Origin of the sequence: Streptomyces sp. NWU339 (assembly GCF_003143855.1) — a bacterium.
Classification (GTDB): Bacteria; Actinomycetota; Actinomycetes; order Streptomycetales; family Streptomycetaceae; genus Streptomyces.
The window spans coordinates 533,798-558,973 of record NZ_QFRK01000001.1 but is presented as its reverse complement, the minus strand read 5'-3'; the positions used below and the strand labels follow the sequence as shown (position 1 = coordinate 558,973).

Sequence of the window (25,176 nt, the reverse complement as noted above, 5' to 3'; positions counted from 1 at the left end):
GACCCCCTCCCCTTGCTCGGTGAGACGTCAGCCGGTGAACTTCAGGTCGGTGATGGCCTGCTTGTAGCCGGCACTGCTGTAGCCGTCGGCGGGCGCGTTCGGGACGGCCGTGATCCACAGCAGTACGTACTGCGTCTTCACCGAGTCCGACACCTTCACTTCCAGCGACCCACCACTGGTCGTGGCGGATCCGATCTTCTTCATGCCGTCGATCCCGGTCGAAGGCGACAGTGAGTCCGTGGCATAGAGGTGCACCGCCGTGTGATCACCGGTGTACCGGAGCCCTATCGACGCCGTCGAGATCTCCTTGGCCGAGCCGAGGTCGTAGACGATGCCCACTCCGGGTTTGTACGGCGCGAGCGTCGGGCCGTCGTTGTAGTACTTGGTCCGCCAGTAGGTCGAGGGGTCGTTGTCGTATGTTTTGTCCACGTCGCCGGGGGCCTGGGCCGAACCCTTCGCGACGTACTCCTGAGCACCCTGGATCGTGAGTGGCTTGGCCGGCTTGGGTTTCTTGGGACTCTTGTCGTTGCCGTCCGTCGTCTGTGTCTTGTTGGTGTCGTCCGCGCTGCCGCCCTGGCCGATGAGGGCGTCAGCGAGCTGCCAGCTGCCCAGACCGAGCGCGGCGATCAGCAGTGCTGACACGGCCCACTTCAGTGCCTTGCCCGTACGGCTCTGCAGCGGTGGCGGCGGGGCCGGTACCGGTTGGGTGACGCCCAAACCGGGCGCCGGACGTCCGTAGGAGCCCTGCTGGTACGTCGTGCGCTGGTAGTCCGGCGGGGTGGTGAAGGCCGGCTCCGGCGGGCGGATGCGGGGCATCTCGCCGATTGCCTTCACCAGTTCCTCCGGCGTGGTGCACGGGGACTCATGGCGGGAGGCGGTGGCGCCGTCGTTGGCCAGTGCGCGCATGGCGAGCTCGGACAGGCCGCGGTGGACACCGGCCCGCACCTGGTCGGGCGGGATCAGACCGATGTCCTTCGGCAGCCCTGACAGACCGTAGGCGTCGCTCTCGTACGGCCAGCGCTGGGTGAGCGCCGCGTACAGCAGGGCGCCGATGGATTCGGTGTCGGTGCGCTGCGGGGTGTCGGATTCGATGCCGCGCAGCGCCGCGTTCACGGCGAGACCCCGAATGCGCCACTGGCCCGTCGAGGTGCGCAGGACCGCATTGGGGTTCAGCCGCAGATGGGCGAGTCCTTCGCGGTGGGCCGCGGCCATGGCGGAGGAGATCTGACTGGCCATCTGGTAGGCGTCGTACACCTCGAGCGGGCCGGACGCCAGGAGCGTGGTCAACTCGGTGGCGTCGGGGAGCCATTCGTGTACGACGTAGACGACGTCGTTCTCCTCGACGGCGTCCAGGACCTGTACGAAGCGAGGGTCGCCCAGCAGGGCGGAGGCGCGGGCCGAGGCCAGGACGGAGCGGGCACGGGAGTGGTCCGCGGGCAGAATGTGCACACCGACGGCGCGGCGGAGCTTCTCGTCCACGGCACGCCAACTGCTGAATCCGTCCAAACGGGTGACGCACTCTTCGAGACGGTAGCGTCTGGCGAGCTTGTGACCGCTGTGCAGCTCGAGCGGCGACGTCGTCCTGGAGCCGTCGGTCCCGGTGTTCTCCTGTGCCGCGTCGCTGTCCGTGTCCTGCTCCCGGTTCTTGACCACCCCGTCGGCCGTGGACTGGTCCGCCTGCGCGGTCAGCGGCTGCTCGCCGCTGTTGTCTGCCACGTCGACGGCAGCTGTGCTCCGTTCCGCCACCGTCGTTCCCTGCCTCCCCATCCATTGCGCGTCGGCGACCGCCCTCGCGCGCCGTCCGACGCCAAAACCAATTGTGCCCACAGTCCGCCGCTATGCACGACACACAAGGGCTGACGATGGTTGTGCGGTTACCCGTGACTCAGCGTCCCAGGCGTCCGCGGACCATACCGACCAGCGAGTTGACCTCCACGATGCGCATCCGGCGGGCGGCGACGAAAAAGACGCCGAGCAGGACGGCCCCACCGGCCAGCAGTGCGGCGAACGAAGCTCCGGCACCCTGACCGAGACTGTGCCCGATGCCGTAGCAGACCGCACCGCTGAGCAGTGCGGCCGGAACCGAGGCGATGCACAGCCGGGCGTACGTCCGCAGTACCCGGGCGCCGTCCAGATCCCCGCCCAGCCGCTTGCGCAGCCGACGCCAGGCGACACCGACGCCGGTCACGTAGGCGAGGCCGTACGCGGCGGCCATGCCGACCACGGCCCAGCGGGCCGGGAGAACGAAGAAGCAGACGGCCGAGGCGATCGCGTTGACCGCGGCCACGATGACCGTGTTGTAGAAGGGGGTCCGGGTGTCCTCGTAGGCGTAGAAGGCACGCAGGACGACGTACTGCACGGAGTAGGGGATCAGACCGAGGCCGAAGGCCATCAGCATGTAACCCATGTTGGTCGCTTCGCTGATACCCGAGGAGCCGAAGATCAGCGTGCACATCGGGATGCCGAGCGAGATGAAGCCGAAGGCGATCGGCACGATCGCGACGGCTGTGGTGCGCAGGCCCTGGGAGATGTCGTCCCGGACGGCGCCGCTGTCCTCCTCCGCCGCCGAGCGGGAGATACGGGGCAGTAGAGCGGCCATCAAGGAAACGGTGATGATGGCTTGCGGAAGGCCCCAGATAAGCTGGGCGTTGGCGTAGGCGGCGAAGCCGGTGCCTTGGACATCGGAGTTCAGGCCGGCCGCTGTGGACAACTGGGTCACGACCAGCGCGCCCGCCTGGTTGGCGAGCACGAACAGGATGGTCCACTTGGCGAGCATCGCCGCCTTGCCCAGTCCGTGGCCCTTCCAGTCGAAGCGCAGACGGATGCGGAACCCGGTCTCGCGCAGGTACGGGATCATGGCCAGGGCCTGAACGACGAGGCCGAGCAGGACACCGATGCCGAGGAGGCGCCGGCCTTCCGGCGGGATGCTGGTGACCGTCATCTGGGAGTCGGCGGCGGTGCCGTAGACGTAGATGAACGTACCGAGCGTCACGATGATGACGATGTTGTTGAGGACCGGGGTCCACATCATCGCGCCGAACCTCCCGCGCGCGTTGAGGATCTGCCCCATCACCACGTGCACGCCCATGAAGAAGATCGAGGGCAGGAAGTAGCGCGTGAAGGTGATGGCGACCTCGTTGGCCGCGGGGTCGGAGGCGACCGGGTTGGACAGCGCACGCACGAGGAGTGGCGCGGCGAGCCATGCCACGGAGGTGAGCACGGCCAGGGCCACCATGACGAGGGTCAGCAGCCGGTTGGCGTACGCGTCGCCGCCGTCGTCGTCCTCCTTCATGGCGCGGACGAGCTGCGGGACGAAGACGGAGTTGAGGCCGCCGCCGACGGTGAGGATGTAGATCATGGTCGGCAACTGGTACGCGACCTGGAACGAGTCACCGAGAAGACCCAGGCCGAGCGCCGAAACGATCAAGGCGGAGCGGATGAATCCCGTGAGGCGGGACACCATCGTGCCCGCCGCCATCACGGCACTGGACTTCAGCAGCCCCCCGGCCCGGCCGCCTTTCTTCGCGGGCGGCACGGGAGCCGGTTGCGGTGCGGGCGACTCGGCGGCAGGCGGTGGTGTGGCTCCCGCGTAGTGGCCGGGTGCCGCGGAGGCCGTGCCGGGTACCGGAATCGACTCGGGGGACTGTCGGCCGGCCACCGGCTGGTGGCCGGGATACCCACCGCCGTGCTGTTCGGCGTAGCCGTCCTGCTGCTGATCGCGGAGCAGGTGGGCGAAGGCGTCCGGCTCACGGCGCTGGCCTCCGGCCTGGCCGACCAGGTCGTCCACGCCCACGAACTGCGTCGTGCGCGGATCATCCCCGTACGGGAGGTACTGGGTCGGACCGTCCGGTTCCGGCGCCGGGGCCTGGGCCCATACCCGTGGATCGGGCGCGTGGGGCGACTGGGGAGGCTGCCCGTACAGCGGCTGCTGAGGGGTGTACGCGCCCTGCGGGGGCGGGGGATGCGCCGCACGGTCGTACAGGGCCTCCGCGACCGGGTCCTGGGCGGCGATGTCCTGTGCGCGGTAGGGGTCCTGGTCGTAGGCGTCCTGGAGATACGTATCAGCGGACGGCTGCGGAGCCTGGTCGTGCCCGGGCGGCGGACCCTCGGGCGGGTCCGACTCGGGATGGCCCGAGTTGCCCGCGGCATGACCGCGGTCACCGTCGTACGGCGCGTTCATGGTTACCCCACCTCATCGTCCCTGGCCCACCCGGCCACGACATCCTCAACGGTTCACTCTCTCACCCGTGTCGGACGGGTCTGCGCTTTCCGGTGCGGTGTCCGACGCCGGGTCACTCGGCTGCTCCGGGGCGTCCGTTTCCGAACCGTCCTCCGGCTCCTTGGTGAGACATACCGCGGGGGCGTCCGGGTTCTGCGGACCTTCGGTGCCCCCGGCCAGCGTGTGCTTCTCCTCCTGGGCCTCGCGGGCCGCGGCACGCTTGCGCTGGGTGTACATCCTGAAGCCGGCAAGGACGAGCAACAGGACACCGCCGCCGATGACCAGCATCACCGTGGCGGTGATCTCGGTGACCTTGACGTCGAAGGTGACCGGCTCGCCGTACTTCTGGCCGTCCTGCGTGTACAGCTGGGCGATCACCGTTGCCCGGCCGTTGGCGTTGGCGGATGTGGTGAACTTCACCGACTGGCTGTGACCGCCCGAGACGGTGACCGGCTGCTCCTCGTAGGCGGCCCCACTGATCTCGAGGCGGGTCGGGTTGGTCGAGGTGAGCCGCAGTGTCAGGTGCTCGACGCCCTGTACCAGGTTGTTCTGGACGGTCACGGGGATCGTGGCACTGCGGCCGGACAGTTTCGTCTCCGACTTCTCGATCAGCTTCACCTGGTCGAGGAGTCCGTCGAGGTACGCCTCGACCCCGCTGCGGTAGGTGGCCGCCTCGGCGATCCGGCCGCGCCATGAAACGGACATCCCCCGGTTCAGGGCCCGGCCGAACGGGGTCACCACCCGGGACGGGTCGGAGAGGATCACCTGGAACTTGTCGAGCTTGTCCTGTGTTCTCGCGATCTGCTCGAACGCCGACTGCGGCAGCTCCTGCTTGCGCAGCGAGGAGGGATACGAGGAGGCCGAGGGAACCTCGGTGGTGGCGGCGGGGTCCGGCTTCGCCTTCGCGGCGGCGGTGAGGTCCTGGGACTCCGACCAGTTTCCGTCCCGGACGGCCTTCAGCACCTCGGCCATCGTCTGGGCCTGGCTCGCGGAGGGGGTGCGCTGCGGGGCCACGACGACGCTGCGCTGCCGACCGGTCTGGAGGCTGAGCGTCAGGCTCTGTGCGAGGAACCGCTGCACCGTGGACGTGGACGTGGAGGCCTTGGTCATATCGCCCTGGAACAGGGTGGACAACCGGGCGTCCGCGACCACCGCCGTGGTGCCGCCCCCGATGGGGCGTGCGGCCGAAGGCGTGTACGGCAGGTCACCGGTCTCCCGGAAACTGTCGCTGCGGGCGATCACCTTGTCGGCACCGGCGGACGTGGCGACCTTGACGATGGAGGGGTCCACCGCGCCGTTGACGGGCCAGGCGAAGTCGGTGGTCGGTTTCACGTGGAGTATCGGCTCCACCGTGTTGACGACGACGTCCGTGGCCTCCTTGAGATGACTCAGGGAGCCGGTGACCGGCGTGCCGTTGTGGGCGAGGGAGGCGAGATCCGGATCGCCGAAGGGCAACGCGACGACCTCGTTGTCCGCCACCGCGCTCTGCACCTGGGCGAGCCATCTTTTGGCGACAGCCTGATGACGGCCCGCCGTGGTGGTGTCACTCTCACTTCGGACTTCGTAGCTCTCGGTCATCGCGTCGACGGACGCCAGCAGGTCCGGATCGACCACCCAGGTGACATCGAGGTCCTTGCCCAGTGCCACCATCCGGTCCAGACGGCCGCCCGGGGAGATCTCCTTGGCCAGGTCGTCGTCGCGGAGGACCGGGGTCTGCTGTTCGTCCGAACCGGTCTCCGCCGTCGTGTGGACCGTGGAGATCAGCGGCCACAGAAACGTCGTTCTCGTCTTTTTGTCGGCTTCCTCGGGCTGCCACGGCAGGAACGTGCGCCGGACGCCGAGGGTCTGTTCCCACGGCTGGGCGGAGGTCTGCCCGGAGAGGGCCACCGCCAGCTGGTAGACGCCGTTCTTTCCGAGGCTCAGCTCGTCCGCCGGCACGGAGATGCTGAAGGGCTGCGAGACGCCCGGAGCGAGACGTTCGAACTCCTGGGAGTACTTGTCGTCGATCTCCGGACCGACGGTGCCCTGGATGTCGTCACTGTTGCTGGCGACGGTCTCGATCCCGGAGCGGGTGTTCAGCAGGGGGCCCACACGCAGACCGACGTGGGCGTCGGTGACCGCTTTACCGCCCTTGTTGGTCACCGTGCCGGACACGGTGACGGTGTCTCCCTCGGTGGGGGCGCTCGGGGTGAGCGAGTTCACGGAGACGGAGACCGAGCCAGTACCGGAGGGAGCCTGCCGGGCGTTCTGCGCGGTGGCGTCCGCCGGAGACGCGGCGGGCAACTGGAGCAGGCCGGCCAGCAGGGGTACTCCGGCGAACAGGGTTCCGGTGCGCCGCAGCCAGCGGCGGGCAGGTGAGGCACTCGTCCCCTGGAAGTCTGCCGCCTCGGCCACGCGCTCGCCCGTCCCTTGTCGTCGTCAGTGGTCGTCGGAATGTACGTCCACGCATGGTAACGAGGAGCGGCGGGGGTGAGTGCCGCGGACCGGTCCACAAGATCGGGGGGAGCGCCGCCCTGCCCTCTATGTGGCTGTATAAGGGGAGCACGTCCCGTGCCTCGGGCGCAGGCCTTGTGCGGGTCTCGCCGGAGGTGACCGCGTCTGCCCCAGGGGGAGCCTCCGGCCGCCCGAGCCACGTACCCTTTTCTGTTGTGCCGAACGCCAACGAACAAACCAGTGCCCTGAGCCAGGTGCAGGACCAAGCGGTCAACGAACTGCTGCGGGTCGCCCCTGTCGCCGACGACCTCGCTCGCCGCTTCCAGGAGGCCGGGTTCTCACTCGCCCTGGTCGGCGGTTCGGTCCGGGACGCTCTGCTCGGCCGGCTCGGCAATGACCTCGACTTCACGACCGACGCCCGCCCGCAGGACGTTCTGAAGATCGTCCGCCCGTGGGCGGACGCCGTCTGGGAGGTGGGGATCGCCTTCGGCACCGTCGGAGCCCAGAAGGATGTCCGCGTCGGAGACGTTGACCGAAGCTTCCAGATCGAGGTGACGACCTACCGCTCGGAGGCCTACGATCGCACGTCACGCAAGCCGGAGGTGGCGTACGGAGACTCCATCGAGGAGGACCTCGTCCGCCGTGACTTCACGGTGAACGCGATGGCCCTCGCACTTCCCGCGAAGGAGTTCATCGACCCGCACGGCGGCCTGGACGATCTCGCGGCCCGTGTGCTGCGCACACCGGGCACCCCTGAGGCGTCCTTCTCGGACGATCCGCTGCGGATGATGCGAGCCGCGCGCTTTGCCGCTCAGCTTGATTTCGAGGTGGCTCCCGAGGTGGTCACGGCTCTGCGGGAGATGGCCGGACGCATCGATATCGTCTCAGCCGAACGAGTCCGGGACGAGCTGAACAAGCTGGTCCTGTCCGCTCACCCCCGCAAGGGACTGACACTGCTCGTCGACACCGGGCTTGCCGACCACGTGCTGCCTGAACTGCCGGCCCTGCGTCTGGAGAGCGATGAGCACCACCGACACAAGGACGTCTATGAGCACACGCTGATCGTCCTGGAGCAGGCAATGGCGCTGGAGGACACCGGCCCTGACCTGACACTGCGCCTTGCGGCTCTGCTGCATGACATCGGCAAGCCGCGCACGCGCCGTTTCGAGGGCGACGGCCGGGTCTCGTTCCACCACCACGAGGTGGTGGGCGCGAAGATGACGAAGAAGCGCATGACGGTCCTCAAGTACTCCAACGAACTGGTGAAGGACGTCTCGCGCCTGGTCGAGCTTCATCTGCGTTTCCACGGCTACGGCACGGGAGAGTGGACGGATTCCGCCGTCCGCCGCTACGTCCGGGACGCGGGGCCACTCCTGGATCGGCTGCACAAGCTGACCCGCTCGGACTGTACGACGCGTAACCGCCGCAGAGCGGCCGCGCTGTCCCGTGCGTACGACGGCCTGGAGGAGCGCATTGCCAAGCTCCAGGAGCAGGAGGAGCTGGATTCCATTCGCCCGGACCTCGACGGCAACCAGATCATGGAAATCCTCGGCGTCAAGCCCGGACCGGCGGTCGGCCAGGCGTACAAGCACATGCTGGAGCTTCGACTGGAGAACGGTCCGATGGACCATGACGCGGCGGTGGCGGCCCTCAAGGAGTGGTGGGCCGAGCAGCAGGGCTGAGAGCATGCCAACGGGGGCTACGTTTCACGTGAAACGTAGCCCCCGTTGGCATGCGTGGGGGGCGGTGTTTCACGTGAAACACCGCCCCCCACGTGGCCTGATTGGAGGTGTTACTTCACTTCCTTGAGGCAGAGGACCACGTTGTGGCTGCTGTTGCCCGTCTGGTAGTACGAGATCGTCGCTTCCTCGACGGCCTCGCACTTGCTGTCGTCGCTGGTGTTGTCGAACTTTTCGACGACCTTGTACTGAGCATCGCTTGAAGAGCAGTCGACCGTCTTGAGGTCCGGACTTACCTGTGTGCCCTCGTTGTGCATGCAGCTGCCCACAGACGTGGTCTCTGCGTCCGTCTGTCCGAAGAGCCACTTGCCCACGGCTATGAGGACCGCGATGACGATGAAGCCGACGATGCGCAGTAGCTTCTTGCTGAAACGCCCGGCGGGAGCCGGCGGAGGAACCGGGACGCCCTGCGTGGGGAAGCCAGGCTGACCGGCCTGCTGGGGGAAACCACCCTGGGGCGGGTGCGGAGCCTGGCCCTGGGGCTGCTGCTGACCCTGGGCGAACGGGTTGCCCTGAGGCGGCGGAGTGGTCACTTGGAGGTCCCCCTGGAACGTGAGTGCGTGGCGTGAAAAGCGCGTTGATAAGACGTACGTAAGGTATCGGGTGCCACTGACAACGCCACGCCGTGCTGGAGCTCTGTGGCATTGATGTGACACTTACCGGCGCTCAAAACGACTGATAGCCACAGCTACTGCTCCGTAGATAACGGCGATCGTTACCACCAGTGGGACCGACCGGCCGTCCGGTGGCAGCATCAGGGCGGCCACCGCGGCGGCACCGACGAAAGCCACGTTGAACAGGACGTCGTAGAGGGCAAAGATCCGGCCTCGGAAACCGTCCTCGACGGAGGCCTGGACGATGGTGTCCGTGGCGATCTTCGCGCCCTGGGTGGTCAGCCCCAGGACGAACGCCCCGATCAGTAGGGGGCCGGTGGCGAAGGGCAGTCCGAGCGCGGGCTCCAGGACCGCGGCGGCCGCCGAGCACAGCATGATCCATCGGCCGGGCCCGAACCGCCCCGCGGCCCAAGGGGTCATGACGGCCGCAACGAAGAAGCCGGCGCCGGACACACCCAACGCCAGTCCCAGAAGGGCGAGTCCCTCGGCCGTGGTGTCGGTCAGGGCGTACCGGCACAGCATCAGCACCATGACGAGCATGGCGCCGTAGCAGAACCGCATCAGGGACATCGCGGTGAGCGCCCAGGCCGCCTCCCTGCGCGGGGATGCGGCAAGGTGGCGCAGACCTGCCATCAGATCGCGAGCAGTGCCGGTGAGCGCCGTGGCGAGCCGTGGATGGACCAGCGCCCGGTCAGGACCGAGCAGTTCCCTCGCGATGCGCAGCGACGCCAGGGCCGCGCACAGGTACAGCGCCGCGCCCACGAGCACCACGGCGGCGTCGGAGTCGGCGACGACCAGGCGTACGGCGAAGGCCAGACCGGCGCCCGCGGTCGCGGCGAGCGTGCCGACCGTCGGCGAGAGGGAATTGGCGACGATCAGCCGTTCGGAGTCCACCACGCGCGGCAGGGCCGCGGACAGGCCGGCGAGGACGAAGCGGTTGACGGCGGTGACACACAGGGCTGAGACGTAGAGAAGCCAGTCGGGGACCTGGCCGAGGATCAGGACGGCGGTCACCGAGGCCATCAGCGCGCGCAGCAGGTTGCCGTACAGGAAGACCTGACGGCGGCGCCAGCGGTCCAGCAGGACACCGGCGAAAGGGCCGACCAGGGAGTAGGGGAGCAGCAGGACCGCCATCGCGGAGGCGACGGCCACGGCGGACGTCTGTTTCTCCGGTGAGAAGACCACGTAGGCGGCGAGGGCGACCTGGTAGACACCGTCGGCGCCCTGAGAGAGCAGCCGGACGGCGAGCAGGCGTCTGAAGCCCTGGAAACGCAGCAGGACGCGCAGGTCACGGACGACGGCCATGAGCCACAGCCTCACATACGGGGAGGGTCCCCGGGTCACACGACCCGGGGACCCCCAGCTGCCCACAGCGGGGAGGTTCTAGCGCTCGACCTCGCCCTGGATGAACTTCTCGACCTTGGCGCGGGCGTCGTCGTCGAAGTACTGCACCGGAGGGGACTTCATGAAGTACGACGAAGCCGACAGGATCGGGCCGCCGATGCCGCGGTCCTTGGCAATCTTCGCGGCGCGCAGGGCGTCGATGATGACACCCGCGGAGTTCGGGGAGTCCCAGACCTCGAGCTTGTACTCCAGGTTCAGCGGGACATCGCCGAAGGCACGGCCCTCGAGGCGCACGTAGGCCCACTTGCGGTCGTCCAGCCAGGCGACGTAGTCGGACGGGCCGATGTGCACGTTGTTCTCGCCGAGGTCCCGGTCGGGGATCTGGGAGGTGACGGCCTGCGTCTTGGAGATCTTCTTGGACTCCAGGCGCTCGCGCTCGAGCATGTTCTTGAAGTCCATGTTGCCGCCGACGTTCAGCTGCATCGTGCGGTCCAGGACCACGCCGCGGTCCTCGAACAGCTTGGCCATGACGCGGTGCGTGATGGTGGCGCCGACCTGGGACTTGATGTCGTCACCGACGATCGGCACGCCGGCCTCGGTGAACTTGTCCGCCCACTCCTTGGTACCGGCGATGAACACCGGGAGGGCGTTGACGAAGGCGACCTTGGCGTCGATGGCGCACTGGGCGTAGAACTTCGCCGCGTCCTCGGAGCCGACGGGCAGGTAGCAGACCAGGACGTCGACCTGCTTGTCCTTGAGGACCTGGACGACGTCGACCGGCTCCTCCGCGGACTCCTCGATGGTGGCCTGGTAGTACTTGCCGAGACCGTCGAGGGTGTGACCGCGCTGGACCGTCACACCGGTGCTGGGGACGTCGCAGATCTTGATGGTGTTGTTCTCGGAGGCGCCGATGGCGTCAGCGAGGTCGAGGCCGACCTTCTTGGCGTCCACGTCGAAAGCGGCGACGAACTCGACGTCGCGGACGTGGTAGTCGCCGAACTGAACGTGCATCAGGCCCGGCACCTTGGACGCCGGGTCGGCGTCCTTGTAGTACTCGACTCCCTGCACCAGCGATGCGGCACAGTTGCCCACGCCGACGACGGCTACGCGAACCGAACCCATTCCGGTTGCTCCCTGTGTATACGAGTGAGGCCCTGAGGGGGACTCACGTGGCGGTGTCGTCGGGCGAATCCGGCCGGGGGTGGTCCCCGGACCGGGGCAGGTCGCCCGACGTTCCAGATGTGGTGTCCTGTCGAGGGGTCGCCCCGGAGGCGGGACCCTTGAGGTCTCGCCCGGCCCGCTCGCTCTCGATGAGCTCGTTCAGCCAGCGCACTTCCCGCTCCACGGACTCCATCCCGTGACGCTGGAGTTCGAGCGTGTAGTCGTCGAGACGCTCCCGGGTCCGGGCCAGTGAGACCCGCATTTTCTCCAGGCGCTCCTCCAGCCGGCTGCGGCGGCCTTCCAGCACACGCATGCGTACGTCGCGTGACGTCTGTCCGAAGAAGGCGAACCGCGCGGCGAAGGTCTCGTCCTCGTACGCGTCGGGGCCCGTCTGGGAGAGCAGTTGTTCGAAGTGCTCCTTACCATCGGCCGTCAACCGGTAGACGATCTTGGCGCGACGGCCCGTGAGCGGAGCGGCGAGGGCGTCCTCTGTGGTGTTCCCCGGTTCCTCGATCAACCAGCCGTTGGCGACCAGCGTCTTGAGGCAGGGGTAGAGCGTCCCGTAGCTGAAGGCACGGAACACACCCAGTGACGTATTGAGTCGTTTGCGCAGCTCATAGCCGTGCATCGGAGACTCGCGGAGCAGGCCGAGCACGGCGAACTCGAGAATCCCGGAACGCCGGCTCATCGTCGCCTCCTCTCTGCCGCGGTCGTGCCGTGACGGCCTCGTGTCTGGCTCATCGCCGTCTTTATGCCGAGCTGATGTATCGACTCGATACATCACGACGATAGAACGGTGGTCCGGCTGGGGCAAGGGGATGGGTGGTGAACGGGATCACATCACCGATTCAATCCGAGCAAGTTGCCTGATTTGGGCCGAACTTCTGCGCTCGGCAGGTTTTGACGATGCGTAGTCTGTGCGCCATGCACAACACACCGGGAACCGAGTGACGCCTGGGGGCGTCCTCGTCCCCGGTGCAGTACGGGATGAATGCGGAACCCACCGCATCCGTACTTCGGGGGGACCGGAAACCAGCTGCCGTTTCCAGGCGCGTGAGACGCGCCTGCCCGAGGAGTAGTCGTTCGATGAGCGAGCACCGTCGCAAACCACCGCAGCCGCAGGGTGGCGGACGTGCCGCGGCCCGACGCGGCCAGTCAGGCTCGTCCTCCGGCCGCCGCGCGGCGCCGCGAGGCGCCACCGGGTCTCCGTCCGATTCCTATGGGTCGGACTCCCGCGACTCGGGTGGTGAGGGCCACAGTTATGGAAGCCGCGCCGAAGCGCGACGCGCGGCACAGAGAGGCGGGGGTCGCCGGGCCGGTTCCACCGGGCCCGGCCGGGGCCGGGCGGCGCCTCCCGGCAAGAAGCGGATCGTCGACTATCCGCGCCACGACAAGTACGGCTGGCGCCGCTGGATGCCGTCCTGGAGGCTTGTTACCGGTCTGTGCATCGCGTTCTTCGGCAGCATGGTGGCTGCCGCGGGAATCGGGTACGCACTGGTGGGTGTGCCGAACCTCGCTGAGACGGCCACGGCGCAGAACAACGTCTACTACTGGGCCGACGGCTCACAGATGGTCGCCACGGGTGGTGAGCGCAACCGCCAGATCATCGGCCTCGAAGAGATCCCCAAGGCGATGCAGGACGCGGTCATCTCTCAGGAGAACAAGACCTTCTACGAGGACAGCGGCATCGACCCCAAGGGCATCGCCCGCGCCGTGTTCAACATGGCCAGAGGCGGCAATACGCAGGGTGGCTCCACGATCACCCAGCAGTACGTCAAGAATGCCATGCTGGACGATCAGTCGCAGACCATCTCCCGCAAGATCACGGAGATCTTCGTTTCGGTCAAGGTGGGCACCACCAAGGACAAGGACGAGATCCTCGAGGGCTACCTGAACTCCGCTTACTACGGACGTGGGGCCTACGGGATCCAGGCCGCGGCCCAGGCCTACTTCGACAAGAAGGCCGAGAAACTCAGCGTGGGCGAGTGCGCCTTCCTGTCGGCGGTCCTCAAGGGAGCCACCTACTACGACCCGGCCGGTGCCAGCTCCATCGACCCGGTCAACGCCGCCCCTGCGGCGAACAAGAAGCGTGCCCTGCTCCAGATGCAGGACACGCTGGAGAAGATGGTCGAGTACGGCCGCCTGGATCCTGCGGAAAGGGCCAAGTACACCAAGCTGCCCAAGGTGCAGAACCCCCGGTCGAACACCGCGCTGAGCGGGCAGATCGGTTACCTCGTGGACCTCGCCAAGGCGTACATCGTCAACAACAGCGAGGAAACCGGCATCACCGCCGACATGCTGGAGCAGGGCGGCTACTCGATCTACACGACCTTCGACAAGAAGAAGGTTGAGGCACTCGAGGAGTCGGTCCAGAAGGTCTACAAGAAGAACATCAAGCCCGAGGAGCGCCCGGAGACGGACACCCACGTCCAGTTCGGCGGGGCCACGGTGGACCCGGCGACCGGCGCGATCGTGGCCATCTACGGCGGTACCGACGCGACCAAGCACTTCACCAACAACGCCGACGCGACCGGTGCCCAGGTCGGCTCGACGTTCAAGCCGTACGTGCTGGCGGCCGCCATGCAGTGGGGCGTCCGGGACCCCGACGGGGACCGGGTACAGGCCCAGGACGAGCGGACGAAGGTGTCCGAGAAGAGCCTGTACAGCGGCAAGAACAGGCTCAAGATCAAGGAGTACGACGGGTCGATCTGGCAGAACGAGAAGGGCGAGCAGTGGGAGCAGGTCAATGACGGCGACGAGACGCACGGCACTGCGCCCGACTACAAGATCGATCTCCGTGAGGCGATGCAGTACTCGGTGAACTCTTCGTTCGTCCAGCTCGGCGTGGATGTCGGCCTGGACAAGGTGAAGGAATCCGCGATGCTGTCCGGGCTTCTGGAGAGCAGCCTCGCCGGAACGAACTACCCGTCGTTCTCCCTCGGTACCTCCAGCCCCAGCGCGATCCGGATGGCGGGTTCGTACGCCACCTTCGCGGCCAGTGGTGAGCAGCGTGAGCCGTTCTCCGTCAAGAAGGTGACGAGCAGCAAGGACGGCACGGTCTACACGCACAGGACCCAGACCGAGCGGGCGTTCACCGCTCTGGTCGCGGACAACGTCACGGACGTCCTGAAGACCGTCGTCGAGGACGGAACCGGCTCCAACGCCCAGCTCGAGGGCCGTGAGGTGGCCGGCAAGACCGGTACCACGGACGGCAACAAGTCCGCCTGGTTCGTCGGCTACACCCCGCAGTTGTCCACCGCGATCAGCATGTTCCGGTACCCCGACGACGAGACCATCAAGAACCGCGAGTTCCTGAAGATGTTCGGCACGGGCGGCCAGAAGAAGATCCACGGTGCTTCGTTCCCGTCCGAGATCTGGGCGGATTACATGGAGGTCGCGTTGAAGGGCCAGAAGTCGGTGCCTTTCCCGACACCGGAGCCCATCGGAGAGATCGTCAACGACACTCCGTCGCCGACCCCCACTCCTTCCCCCACCGAGACCGAAGAGGAGACCCCGTCGGCGTCTCCGTCGACTTCGGAGCCGGAGCCGGAGCCCAGCACCCCCACGCCGAGTGAGACCAATACCTGTGGGCCGTTCGACTTCCGCTGCAAGGAGGAGGACGACACGGGGGGCACCGGACCTGGCGGAGCGGACGCCGGTGGGACGGACGGAGGGGTGACCAGCTCACCGTCGGCCTCGGAATCGGAAGAGGAAGGCAACAACCGCGGAAACGGCAACGGAAACGGCAACAACGGTGGTCTCTTCGGAGGCCCGGCCGGGTAACCGTAACCGTCCACTTGCCCGACTTGGGTGTTTCACGTGAAACGAGGGCCGCCGTACCCCACGGGTACGGCGGCCCTCTGCGTAGCCCCGGCACGTACGGCAGGATGTGCGGCATGCCCAGTGGAGAATCGACGCAAGCGAGCGTCCACGAGCCGGAGCCGGTGGAACCGACCCGGGAGGACAAGGTCGCCGAGGCCGGCAGCGAGCTGATCGGTGGTCCGCTCGGGCGGCATGCCCTCCTCGGGGCGTCCTGGTGGAGTCCGGTCCGGGTGATCGTGCTCGTGGCGATCGGTTTGTTCACCCTCGGCCTGGTACAGAAGGCGCCCTGCTACAACGGCGCGTGGTTCTTCGGCGCCGGTTCCCAGTACACGCACGCGTGCTACTCGGACATCCCGCACCTCTACCAGGGGCGGGGCTTCGCCGACGGCCTCGTGCCGTACTTCGATCAGCTTCCCGGCGACATGCAGTACCTCGAGTACCCGGTGTTGACCGGTGTGTTCATGGAGGTCGCCTCCTGGCTCACGCCCGGCAGCGGCAGCATCCAGGACCAGGAGCAGTGGTACTGGATGGTCAACGCCGGGATGCTCATGGTGTGCGCGGCCGTCATCGCCGTCTGTGTGACTCGCACGCACACCCGGCGGCCTTGGGACGGTCTCCTGGTCGCTCTGGCGCCCGCCTTCGCCCTGACCGCGACGATCAACTGGGACCTGCTGGCGGTCGCCCTGACGGCCGCAGCGATGCTCATGTGGTCGCGTGGCCGCCCCCTCGCCTTCGGCGTCCTCCTGGGGCTTGCCACGGCCGCCAAGCTCTACCCCGTGCTTCTCCTGGGGCCGCTGCTGGTGCTGTGCTGGCGCGCCGGCCGCTGGAGGGAGTACGGAACCGCCCTGGGCGGTGCGGTCGTCGCCTGGGCCGTGGTGAACGGGCCAGTGATGTTCTTCGCTTTTGACGGCTGGTCGAAGTTCTACACGTTCAGCCAGGAGCGGGGCGTCGATTTCGGCTCCTTCTGGTTGATCATCGCCCACAACTCGTCCGACCCGCTGAGTACGGACACCGTGAACACACTCGCCACAGCGCTGATGTTGCTGTGCTGCGTGGGTATTGCCGCACTCGCCCTCATGGCTCCCCGCCGACCGCGCTTCGCGCAGCTCGCCTTCCTGGTCGTCGCGGCGTTCATCCTCACCAACAAGGTCTACTCACCCCAGTACGTCCTGTGGTTGGTGCCCTTGGCCGCCCTGGCCAGGCCGAAGTGGAGGGACTTCCTGATCTGGCAGGCCTGCGAGGTGGCCTACTTCCTCGGCATCTGGATGTACCTCGCGTACACGACCAGCGGAGACGACCACAAGGGACTGCCCGCCGACGGTTATCACTGGGCCATCGGCCTGCATCTGCTCGGAACGCTCTACCTGTGCGTCATGATCGTGCGTGACATCCTGCTGCCCGAGCGGGACCCGGTGCGCCGCTCCGGTGACGACGATCCTTCGGGAGGGGTGCTCGACCGAGCCGAGGACGTCTTCGTGCTCGGCCCCGCCGCCCGACCCGTACGGCATGTCGCACACTTCGAGGGGCCACGGGTCAAGTGGGGCGGGGCAGGTGCCACCAGCGGTTCACTCTGAGCGAACGGCTGGTGGGCGGTCGCCCTGGAGGCGGGCGAGAGACATGAGAAAGGCCGTGCACGGGAATCCCGTGCACGGCCTTTCTCATGTTTGGGCGCCTGCTCAGACGCCTCCACCGCGTTCTGCGCTCCTCGTCCCCACGCCGCCGCTCAGCGGTCGAGCATTCGGTCGAACTGAGTGGTGGTGTGCCGCAGATGGGCCACCAGTTCCTCGCCGACCTGAGGTTCCGGTGCCTCCGTGGGCACGAACAGGATCGACACCTGCATGTGCGGCGGCTCGGCGAACCAGCGCTGCTTGCCGCCCCAGACGAACGGAGAGAGGTTCCGGTTCACCGTGGCGAGCCCGGCGCGGGCAACGCCCTTGGCGCGCGGCATGACACCGTGCAGAGCCTTGGGGGCCTCCAGACCCACCCCGTGCGACGTACCGCCCGCCACGACCACCAGGAAGCCGTCGGACGCGGCCTTCTGCTGGCGGTAGCCGAACCTCTCCCCCTTGGCGATGCGCGTGACGTCCAGGACGGCACCGCGGTACTCGGTGGCCTCATGGTCCCCCAGCCACAGCCGTGTACCGATACGGGCGCGGAAACGGGTCTGCGGGAACTGCTGCTGCAGCCGGACCAGTTCCTCGGCCTTGAGATGACTGACGAACATCGTGTGCAGGGGGAGACGGGCGGCCCGCAGACGGTCCATCCAGCCGATGACCTCCTCGACGGCGTCCGATCCGTCGGTGCGGTCCAGCGGCAGGTGGATGGCGAAGCCTTCCAGCCGGACGTTCTCTATGGCGGAGTGCAGCTGGGGCAGATCCTGCTCGCTGACGCCGTGCCGCTTCATCGAGGACATCACTTCGATGACCACCCGGGCGCCGACCAGACCGTACACACCGTCGACCGACGAAACCGAGCGGATCACCCGGTCGGGCAGCGGGACGGGTTCCTCGCCGCGCCGGTACGGCGTCAGCACCAGCAGGTCGCCGCCGAACCAGTCCTTGATCCGGGCGGCCTCGTACGTCGTGCCGACGGCGAGGACGTCCGAGCCCAGCCGGGTGGCCTCCTCGGCCAGCCGCTCGTGACCGAAGCCGTAGCCGTTGCCCTTGCAGACCGGGACGAGCCCCGGGAACTGCTGCTGCACGTGCTTGTGGTGCGCCCGCCAGCGCGCGGTGTCGACGTAGAGCGTGAGCGCCATGGCCGGACCTGGAACCTTTCTGGTGGCTGCGGTGTATCAGAGGCAGGGGATCAGAGACAGGGGAATTGATGGATCGAACAGTGCGACGGGTGCGGGATCAACGGCGCGACATGTACATATCGAGCGCCTTGTGGAGCAGCTTGTTCAGCGGGAAGTCCCACTCGCCGAGGTACTCGGCGGCCTGGCCGCCCGTCCCCACCTTGAACTGGATCAGGCCGAAGAGGTGATCCGTCTCGTCCAGCGAGTCGGAGATGCCGCGCAGATCGTAGACGGTGGCGCCGAGCGCGTAGGCGTCGCGCAGCATCCGCCACTGCATCGCGTTCGAGGGCCGGACCTCACGGCCGATGTTGTCGGAGGCACCGTAGGAGTACCAGACGTGGCCGCCGACGATCAGCATCGTGGCCGCCGACAGGTTCACGCCGTTGTGCCGGGCGAAGTACAGCCGCATGCGGTTGGGGTCCTCGGCGTTGAGGGCGGTCCACATGCGCTGGAAGTACGACAGCGGGCGCGGCCGGAAGCGGTCGCGCACGGCGGTGATCTCGTACAGCCGCTGCCACTCGGGCAGGTCGTCGTAGCTGCCCTGGACGACTTCGACGCCGGCCTTCTCGGCCTTCTTGATGTTGCGGCGCCACAACTGGTTGAAGTTCTTGTGGACCTCTTCCAGGGACCGGTTCGCCAGCGGCACCTGGTAGACGTAGCGGGGCTGGACGTCGCCGAAGCCGGCCCCGCCGTCCTCGCCCTGCTGCCATCCCATGCGGCGCAGCTTGTCGGCGACCTCGAAGGCACGGGGCTCGATGAAGTCGGCTTCCAGGTCACGCAGACGCTTTACGTCCGGGTCCTGGATCCCCTTCTTGATGGTCGCCGCCTCCCAGCGCCGGATGACCACCGGCGGGCCCATCTTCACCGAGAACGCGCCCTGCTGCTTCAGGTGCGCGAGCATCGGCTCGATCCACTCCTGAAGATTTGGCGCGAACCAGTTGATGACCGGGCCCTCGGGCAGATAGGCCAGGTAGCGCTTGATCTTGGGCAGTTGCCGGTAGAGGACGAGGCCGGCGCCGACCATCTCCCCGGTCCGGTCGTCGAACCAGCCGAGGTTCTCCGCGCGCCACTCCGCCTTGACGTCCGACCAGGCCGGGACCTGCATGTGACTCGCCGACGGCAGGCTCTGGATGTACGCCAGATGCTGCTCTCGGCTGATGGTCCTCAGGGTCAGGGTCATTCGGGGCGCTCCTCGGGCTGGTGTGTCCCCATGGGATCAGGGGCTCCGGCTCTCGCGCGAAGCCTACTGCGCCTTGGGGCCGACCCGGTTGGGCGCACGGACCTTCGCCCCGGCCGGTCGTCGGCCGGGGCGCTCCACGGTATTCAGGAGGGGGTGCCCGGAGTCAGTCGAGAAGCCCGCCGAAGAGGCCGCCGTGGGCCATGCCCAAGAAGAAGCCGACGGCCGATGCGCCCAAGCCCACGATGAGACCGAAGCGCGCCCGTGTCGTCTGCGAGACCCACTGGCCGTACGCGCCGGTGAGGATTCCCACCAGGCCGGTCCAGGAGCTGAGCAGGTGCAGCTGCTGGAACATCGCTGTGACGAAGGATGTGATGCCCAGCACCAGGGTCACTGCGAGCAGGGTGTCCTGGAGTGGGTGGGGCTTTCCATCCGTGGCGAAAAGGCCTCCGGCGGTGTTGGGTCGCAATGCCTGTGCCATGGGCACCTCCTGCGAAAGGCGGCGCATCGTAGCGCCGTACACACCCGATGTGTACAGACTGACGGGCTTCCGGGCCGGATTTCAACCGGAAGCCACTGTGCGGGTACTGTGTACCGTCTGCACCGGTGTCTGTCCGGACAGATCCAGTCAGGATCAGGGCAGGACCACGGTCCGCCCCGGTCGGCCTGGGGAAACCGCCGCCCGACATCGATTGTCAGTGGCGGCTGTTCTACTGACAGACATCGTTGCGCAACGCATCACGACCCTCCTGCCACGGAACGACCGTGGCCGCTGAGTCCAAAGGAGGTGGGTTCCACATGCGTCACTACGAGGTGATGGTCATCCTCGACCCCGATCTCGAGGAGCGTGCTGTCTCCCCGCTGATCGAGAACTTCCTTTCCGTCGTCCGTGACGGCGGCGGAAAGGTCGAGAAGGTCGACACCTGGGGCCGTCGTCGTCTCTCGTACGAGATCAAGAAGAAGCCCGAGGGCATCTACTCGGTCATCGACCTGCAGGCCGAGCCTGCGGTCGTCAAGGAGCTCGACCGCCAGATGAACCTGAACGAGTCGGTCCTCCGGACCAAGGTCCTCCGTCCCGAGAACCACTGAGCGTTTCCGCTCAGCCGCTCTCGGGATCCGAGTAGCAGTACCAGCAGCCAGCAGCAAACCCGCCGAGAGGTTCCCCCATGGCAGGCGAGACCGTCATCACGGTCGTCGGCAACCTTGTCGATGACCCCGAGCTGCGCTTCACCCCGTCCGGTGCGGCCGTCGCGAAGTTCCGTGTCGCGTCGACTCCCCGTACCTTCGACCGCCAGACGAACGAGTGGAAGGACGGCGAGAGCCTGTTCCTGACCTGCTCGGTCTGGCGTCAGGCGGCGGAGAACGTCGCCGAGTCGCTCCAGCGAGGCATGCGCGTCGTCGTGCAGGGCCGACTGAAGCAGCGGTCCTACGAGGACCGTGAGGGCGTCAAGCGCACGGTCTACGAACTGGACGTCGAGGAAGTCGGCGCCAGCCTGCGCAACGCCACGGCCAAGATCACCAAGACCACCGGCCGCGGTGGACAGGGTGGTTACGGCGGAGGCGGCCAGCAGGGCGGTGGCTGGGGCGGAGGCCCCGGTGGCGGCCAGCAGGGCGGCAACGCCCCGGCCGACGATCCCTGGGCGACCGGCGCTCCCGCCGGTGGCAACCAGGGCGGTGGCCAGGGTGGCGGCGGCTGGGGCGGAGGCTCCGGCGGCGGTGGCGGCTACTCGGACGAGCCCCCCTTCTAGGTGGGGCCGCACCCACACTTCTTGATCACACAGGAGATACATCATGGCGAAGCCGCCTGTGCGCAAGCCGAAGAAGAAGGTCTGCGCATTCTGCAAGGACAAGGTCACGTACGTGGACTACAAGGACACGAACATGCTGCGGAAGTTCATTTCCGACCGCGGCAAGATCCGTGCCCGCCGCGTGACCGGCAACTGCACGCAGCACCAGCGTGACGTCGCCACGGCCGTCAAGAACAGCCGTGAGATGGCGCTGCTGCCCTACACCTCCACCGCGCGATAAGGGAAGGGTGACCGACTCATGAAGATCATCCTCACCCACGAGGTCTCCGGCCTCGGTGCCGCGGGCGACGTCGTCGACGTCAAGGACGGTTACGCTCGCAACTACCTGGTTCCGCGGAAGCTCGCGATCCGCTGGACCAAGGGTGGCGAGAAGGACGTCGAGCAGATCCGTCGTGCTCGCAAGATCCACGAGATCCAGACCATCGAGCAGGCCAACCAGGTGAAGGCCCAGCTCGAGGGCGTCAAGGTCCGCCTCGCGGTCCGCTCCGGCAACGCCGGTCGTCTCTTTGGTTCCGTCACCCCGGCCGACATCGCTTCCGCGATCAAGGCTGCCGGCGGTCCCCAGGTCGACAAGCGCCGCATCGAGCTGGGCACGGCGATCAAGACCCTGGGCGCCCACGAGACGTATGTGCGTCTGCACCCCGAGGTTGCCGCCAAGGTCGACATCGAGGTTGTCTCGGAGTAAGTACTGCTCACTGAAGCAGTGAGGTGGGGGCCGCACCCTTCGGGGTGCGGCCCCCACCGTCGTTTCCCGTGAAACATGGCGTTCCGCGGGAAACGTGTCAGCGCGTGGCGCCGGTGACGACCCACTGGCCCGAACGGGTACGGACCCACAAGGTCAGCAACCGAATGGTCATCATGAGCGTCATCGTGCCCCAGAGCGCGGTGAGGCCACCCCCGAACACGGGGACCAGCAGGGCGACCGGGGTGAAGACCGCCAGGGTGATGAGCATCGCCCAGGCCAGGTACGGTCCGTCGCCCGCGCCCATCAGTACTCCGTCCAGAACGAAGACGATGCCGGAGATCGGCTGGGACAGGGCGACGATCGCCAGAGCGGGCAGTGCCGCGTCGGTGACCGTGGGATCGCCGGTGAACAGGGGCAGGAAAATCGGCCGGGAGAGCATCACGAGCACGCCGAGAACGGCTCCGACGCCGATGCCCCACTCCACCATGCGACGGCATACCTCACGGGCGCCCTGCGCGTCGCCGGCTCCCAGATAGCGGCCGATGATGGCCTGTCCGGCGATCGCGATGGCATCCAGCGCGAAGGCGAGCAGACTCCACAGGGAGAGGATGATCTGGTGAGCCGCGATGTCGGAGTCGCCGAGTCGGGCAGCGACGGCGGTCGTGATCATGAGGATGGCCCTGAGTGAGAGAGTGCGCACCAGCAGCGGTGCGCCGGCCTGGGCAGAGGCCCTGATCCCTGCGATGTCCGGGCGCAGTGAGGCGCCGTGTCGGCGTGCCCCTCTGAGCACCACGATCAGATAGACGGCGGCCATGCCGCACTGGGCGATGACCGTGCCCCAGGCGGAGCCCGCGATACCGAGGCCGGCGCCGTAGACCAGCCCGACGTTGAGGATGCCGTTGGCGACGAAGCCACCGACGGCGACGTAGAGAGGCGTCTTCGTGTCCTGCAGTCCGCGCAGCACACCGGTCGCGGCGAGCACGATCAGCATGGCCGGTATGCCGAGGGCAGAGATGCGCAGATAGGTGATCGCGTAGGGAGCCGCTGTGTCCGAGGCGCCGAAGAGGTCGATCAGGGCCGGTGCCGTGGGCAGGAGGACAGAGATGACGGCGACACCGAGGAACAGGGCAAGCCAGATCCCGTCCATGCCCTGGCGGATGGCGGCAGGGAGATCGCCGGCGCCGACGCGCCGGGCGACGGCGGCGGTGGTGGCGTAGGCCAGGAAGACAAAGACGCTCACGGCGGTCACCAGAAGGGCCGACGCGATGCCGAGACCGGCGAGCTGTGCGGTGCCGAGATGGCCGACGATGGCGCTGTCGGCCAGGACGAAAAGGGGCTCGGCGACAAGTGCGCCGAAAGCCGGGACGGCCAGCAGGACGATCTCACGGTCGTGCTGCCGTCGGACGGCGCGGGGGCGCCCGGGGGCCTGTGTCATGCGCACCAATCTAATCGTCCACAGGTAAGAGATGCAAAGCTCTATAGACCCTTACTTGATGGCGCAGAGTGTGTGCATGCGCACAGCGATCGAAGGGATCTTGGCCCGTCTGGGAAAGTTTTTCTTCTACACAGGCAGTGGACTATGAAACCCCAGGTCAACGTGCTTGTCGCAGCGCCGGGAGTTCCTTGTTCACAGGGCTGTCCACCGGGTCGTGCACAGGTTTGGCGGACTTCTCCACAGCATTGGCCCGGTCGTCCACAGGGCCTGTGGATAACCAGATTGGCTGACGGTGCAGACGGGCCTACGGTGGTCCGGCGCCCGCTCCGTCCGCCGGTTTCCGAATGGCTGCAAATCCGGCGCGCGACAACCGGAGTCGGGCGTCCTATTTGTCAGCGCCGTGCCGTAGAAAGAGGGCCACGGCTAGGTCCGCTCGGCGGACGGGAGGAGGTGGCTCGGTGAGCATTTCCGAGCCCTTGGACGACCCGTGGGCCGACAGCAGCCCCAGTGATCGTCTGCCTGCCTCCCGCCGCCGTGACGACGGAGGCAGGGGCCGCGAGGGCCAGCACGACCGCGGCCGGGACTCCGGAGCGTGGGACGGCGGAAGCGCCGCGTTCGAACGGGTGCCACCGCAGGACCTGGAGGCCGAGCAGTCCGTTCTGGGCGGCATGCTGCTGTCCAAGGACGCCATCGCGGATGTCGTCGAGATCCTCAAGGGCCACGATTTCTACAAACCGGCTCACGAAACCGTCTACACGGCCATCCTCGACGTATATGCGAAGGGGGAGCCGGCCGATCCCATCACGATCGCCGCTGAGCTGACCAAACGCGGTGAGATCAACAAGGTCGGCGGGGCCTCGTATCTGCACACCCTCGTCCAGACGGTGCCCACGGCGGCCAACGCGGCGTACTACGCGGAGATCGTGCACGAGCGCGCCGTGCTGCGCCGCCTGGTCGAAGCCGGTACCCGCATCACTCAGATGGGATACGCGGCTGACGACGACGTCGACGAGATCGTCAACCGTGCGCAGGCCGAGATCTACGCCGTCACCGAGCAGCGCACGAGTGAGGACTACCTGCCGCTCGGCGACATCATGGAGGGCGCGCTCGACGAGATCGAGGCGATCGGCTCGCGCAGCGGTGAGATGACCGGTGTACCCACGGGGTTCACGGACTTCGACTCGCTCACCAATGGGCTGCACCCCGGGCAGATGATCGTCATCGCCGCGCGTCCCGCGATGGGCAAGTCGACGCTCGCGCTGGACTTCGCCCGCGCGGCGTCGATCAGGCACAACCTGCCGAGTGTCGTCTTCTCACTCGAGATGGGGCGCAACGAGATCGCGATGCGCCTGCTGTCCGCCGAGGCCAGGGTCGCCCTGCACCACATGCGGTCCGGCACGATGACCGACGAGGACTGGACCCGCCTGGCGCGCCGGATGCCGGACGTATCCGCGGCGCCGCTCTACATCGACGACTCCCCGAACCTGTCGATGATGGAGATCCGCGCCAAGTGCCGTCGGCTGAAGCAGCGCAACGACCTGAGACTGGTCGTCATCGACTACCTTCAGCTGATGCAGTCCGGTGGCTCCAAGCGAGCGGAGAGTCGCCAGCAGGAGGTATCGGACATGTCCCGTAACCTCAAGCTGCTCGCCAAGGAACTGGAACTGCCGGTCATCGCACTCTCCCAGCTCAACCGTGGTCCCGAGCAACGCACCGACAAGAAGCCGATGGTCTCCGACCTGCGAGAGTCCGGTTCCATCGAGCAGGACGCCGACATGGTCATCCTGTTGCACCGTGAGGACGCGTACGAGAAGGAGTCCCCGCGTGCGGGTGAGGCCGACCTGATCGTTGCCAAGCACCGAAACGGCCCAACGGCGACGATCACGGTCGCCTTCCAGGGGCATTACTCGCGCTTCGTGGACATGGCGCAGACCTGATCGGATTC

At 67.3% G+C, this 25,176-nt stretch carries 19 protein-coding genes; 8 read left to right on the top strand and 11 right to left on the bottom strand.

Annotated elements, in window-relative coordinates; all coding sequences use genetic code 11:
- Positions 1–27 precede the first annotated feature (27 nt).
- From DIZ27_RS02585 to DIZ27_RS02575, 3 genes are all read right to left on the bottom strand, one after another.
- Entirely contained in the window at positions 28–1,746 is a 1,719-nt protein-coding gene (locus DIZ27_RS02585; protein WP_109376573.1) for a protein kinase family protein, read from the bottom strand.
- 139 nt (positions 1,747–1,885) lie between these two features.
- Positions 1,886–4,180: a murein biosynthesis integral membrane protein MurJ gene (gene murJ, locus DIZ27_RS02580; RefSeq protein ID WP_109376572.1), complete on the bottom strand. Its 2,295-nt coding sequence runs from the start codon at positions 4,178–4,180 to the stop codon at positions 1,886–1,888.
- 45 nt (positions 4,181–4,225) lie between these two features.
- The gene (locus DIZ27_RS02575) at positions 4,226–6,613 is read right to left on the bottom strand and encodes a DUF6049 family protein (protein ID WP_109376571.1); all 2,388 of its coding nucleotides are present in this window, start codon (positions 6,611–6,613) and stop codon (positions 4,226–4,228) included.
- 254 nt (positions 6,614–6,867) lie between these two features.
- Between DIZ27_RS02575 and DIZ27_RS02570 the strand changes: the two genes are divergently transcribed.
- A complete protein-coding gene (locus tag DIZ27_RS02570) occupies positions 6,868–8,334 on the top strand; it encodes a CCA tRNA nucleotidyltransferase (RefSeq protein ID WP_109376570.1) in 1,467 nt (488 codons plus the stop codon).
- Positions 8,335–8,444: 110 nt separating this feature from the next.
- Here the strand turns inward: DIZ27_RS02570 and DIZ27_RS02565 are convergent, their stop codons facing one another.
- The 4 genes from DIZ27_RS02565 to DIZ27_RS02550 form a co-directional block, all read right to left on the bottom strand.
- On the bottom strand, positions 8,445–8,924 hold the full coding sequence (locus tag DIZ27_RS02565) for a hypothetical protein (protein ID WP_109376569.1): 480 nt from the start codon (positions 8,922–8,924) through the stop codon (positions 8,445–8,447).
- 123 nt (positions 8,925–9,047) lie between these two features.
- Positions 9,048–10,310, bottom strand: coding sequence for an MFS transporter (locus tag DIZ27_RS02560; RefSeq protein ID WP_109376568.1), 1,263 nt, complete (start codon positions 10,308–10,310; stop codon positions 9,048–9,050).
- A 78-nt stretch (positions 10,311–10,388) separates the two neighbouring features.
- A complete protein-coding gene (locus tag DIZ27_RS02555; RefSeq protein WP_109376567.1) occupies positions 10,389–11,471 on the bottom strand; it encodes an inositol-3-phosphate synthase in 1,083 nt (360 codons plus the stop codon).
- Between the two features lie 43 nt (positions 11,472–11,514).
- The gene (locus DIZ27_RS02550) at positions 11,515–12,198 is read right to left on the bottom strand and encodes a PadR family transcriptional regulator (RefSeq protein WP_109376566.1); all 684 of its coding nucleotides are present in this window, start codon (positions 12,196–12,198) and stop codon (positions 11,515–11,517) included.
- A 398-nt stretch (positions 12,199–12,596) separates the two neighbouring features.
- Here DIZ27_RS02550 and DIZ27_RS02545 point away from each other — a divergent pair, with 398 nt between their 5' ends.
- Both DIZ27_RS02545 and DIZ27_RS02540 read left to right on the top strand, forming a co-directional pair.
- The gene (locus DIZ27_RS02545; RefSeq protein WP_181383340.1) at positions 12,597–15,293 is read left to right on the top strand and encodes a transglycosylase domain-containing protein; all 2,697 of its coding nucleotides are present in this window, start codon (positions 12,597–12,599) and stop codon (positions 15,291–15,293) included.
- Between the two features lie 104 nt (positions 15,294–15,397).
- A complete protein-coding gene (locus DIZ27_RS02540; protein WP_109376565.1) occupies positions 15,398–16,906 on the top strand; it encodes a glycosyltransferase family 87 protein in 1,509 nt (502 codons plus the stop codon).
- A 149-nt stretch (positions 16,907–17,055) separates the two neighbouring features.
- Here DIZ27_RS02540 and DIZ27_RS02535 read toward each other — a convergent pair whose 3' ends face one another.
- The 3 genes from DIZ27_RS02535 to DIZ27_RS02525 all read right to left on the bottom strand — a co-directional run bounded on the left by DIZ27_RS02535 (position 17,056) and on the right by DIZ27_RS02525 (position 19,784).
- Positions 17,056–18,087, bottom strand: coding sequence for an alanine racemase (locus DIZ27_RS02535; RefSeq protein ID WP_109376564.1), 1,032 nt, complete (start codon positions 18,085–18,087; stop codon positions 17,056–17,058).
- A 97-nt stretch (positions 18,088–18,184) separates the two neighbouring features.
- Positions 18,185–19,306, bottom strand: a complete 1,122-nt coding sequence (locus tag DIZ27_RS02530) for a peptidoglycan bridge formation glycyltransferase FemA/FemB family protein (RefSeq protein WP_109376563.1) — start codon at positions 19,304–19,306, stop codon at positions 18,185–18,187.
- A 163-nt stretch (positions 19,307–19,469) separates the two neighbouring features.
- Complete coding sequence (locus DIZ27_RS02525) at positions 19,470–19,784, bottom strand: hypothetical protein (RefSeq protein WP_109376679.1); 315 nt, start codon at positions 19,782–19,784, stop codon at positions 19,470–19,472.
- A 317-nt stretch (positions 19,785–20,101) separates the two neighbouring features.
- On the opposite strand from DIZ27_RS02525, the gene rpsF reads away from it, so the two are divergent.
- The 4 genes from rpsF to rplI all read left to right on the top strand — a co-directional run bounded on the left by rpsF (position 20,102) and on the right by rplI (position 21,796).
- Positions 20,102–20,392, top strand: a complete 291-nt coding sequence (gene rpsF / locus DIZ27_RS02520; RefSeq protein ID WP_062188887.1) for a 30S ribosomal protein S6 — start codon at positions 20,102–20,104, stop codon at positions 20,390–20,392.
- Positions 20,393–20,469: 77 nt separating this feature from the next.
- Positions 20,470–21,051: a single-stranded DNA-binding protein gene (locus DIZ27_RS02515; protein WP_109376562.1), complete on the top strand. Its 582-nt coding sequence runs from the start codon at positions 20,470–20,472 to the stop codon at positions 21,049–21,051.
- 43 nt (positions 21,052–21,094) lie between these two features.
- A complete protein-coding gene (gene rpsR / locus DIZ27_RS02510; RefSeq protein WP_003949403.1) occupies positions 21,095–21,331 on the top strand; it encodes a 30S ribosomal protein S18 in 237 nt (78 codons plus the stop codon).
- 18 nt (positions 21,332–21,349) lie between these two features.
- Complete coding sequence (gene rplI, locus DIZ27_RS02505) at positions 21,350–21,796, top strand: 50S ribosomal protein L9 (RefSeq protein ID WP_109376561.1); 447 nt, start codon at positions 21,350–21,352, stop codon at positions 21,794–21,796.
- Positions 21,797–21,893: 97 nt separating this feature from the next.
- On the opposite strand, the gene DIZ27_RS02500 is transcribed toward rplI, so the two are convergent.
- Positions 21,894–23,231 (bottom strand): MATE family efflux transporter, encoded by a 1,338-nt coding sequence (locus DIZ27_RS02500; protein WP_109376560.1) that lies wholly within the window; start codon positions 23,229–23,231, stop codon positions 21,894–21,896.
- A gap of 458 nt (positions 23,232–23,689) precedes the next feature.
- Here DIZ27_RS02500 and dnaB point away from each other — a divergent pair, with 458 nt between their 5' ends.
- Positions 23,690–25,168 (top strand): replicative DNA helicase, encoded by a 1,479-nt coding sequence (gene dnaB, locus DIZ27_RS02495; protein ID WP_109376559.1) that lies wholly within the window; start codon positions 23,690–23,692, stop codon positions 25,166–25,168.
- The last annotated feature ends 8 nt before the right edge of the window (positions 25,169–25,176 follow it).

Bases quoted from the DNA above. Each gene is read 5' to 3' on its own strand.
- DIZ27_RS02550 (WP_109376566.1), bottom strand. From the start codon at position 12,198: ATGAGCCGGCGTTCCGGGATTCTCGAGTTCGCCGTGCTCGGCCTGCTC.
- rpsR (WP_003949403.1), top strand. From the start codon at position 21,095: ATGGCGAAGCCGCCTGTGCGCAAGCCGAAGAAGAAGGTCTGCGCATTC.
- DIZ27_RS02500 (WP_109376560.1), bottom strand. From the start codon at position 23,231: ATGACACAGGCCCCCGGGCGCCCCCGCGCCGTCCGACGGCAGCACGAC.
- DIZ27_RS02555 (WP_109376567.1), bottom strand. From the start codon at position 11,471: ATGGGTTCGGTTCGCGTAGCCGTCGTCGGCGTGGGCAACTGTGCCGCA.
- rpsF (WP_062188887.1), top strand. From the start codon at position 20,102: ATGCGTCACTACGAGGTGATGGTCATCCTCGACCCCGATCTCGAGGAG.
- murJ (WP_109376572.1), bottom strand. From the start codon at position 4,180: ATGAACGCGCCGTACGACGGTGACCGCGGTCATGCCGCGGGCAACTCG.
- DIZ27_RS02560 (WP_109376568.1), bottom strand. From the start codon at position 10,310: ATGGCCGTCGTCCGTGACCTGCGCGTCCTGCTGCGTTTCCAGGGCTTC.
- DIZ27_RS02525 (WP_109376679.1), bottom strand. From the start codon at position 19,784: ATGGCACAGGCATTGCGACCCAACACCGCCGGAGGCCTTTTCGCCACG.
- DIZ27_RS02530 (WP_109376563.1), bottom strand. From the start codon at position 19,306: ATGACCCTGACCCTGAGGACCATCAGCCGAGAGCAGCATCTGGCGTAC.
- DIZ27_RS02540 (WP_109376565.1), top strand. From the start codon at position 15,398: ATGTGCGGCATGCCCAGTGGAGAATCGACGCAAGCGAGCGTCCACGAG.
- DIZ27_RS02515 (WP_109376562.1), top strand. From the start codon at position 20,470: ATGGCAGGCGAGACCGTCATCACGGTCGTCGGCAACCTTGTCGATGAC.
- DIZ27_RS02545 (WP_181383340.1), top strand. From the start codon at position 12,597: ATGAGCGAGCACCGTCGCAAACCACCGCAGCCGCAGGGTGGCGGACGT.
- rplI (WP_109376561.1), top strand. From the start codon at position 21,350: ATGAAGATCATCCTCACCCACGAGGTCTCCGGCCTCGGTGCCGCGGGC.
- DIZ27_RS02535 (WP_109376564.1), bottom strand. From the start codon at position 18,087: ATGGCGCTCACGCTCTACGTCGACACCGCGCGCTGGCGGGCGCACCAC.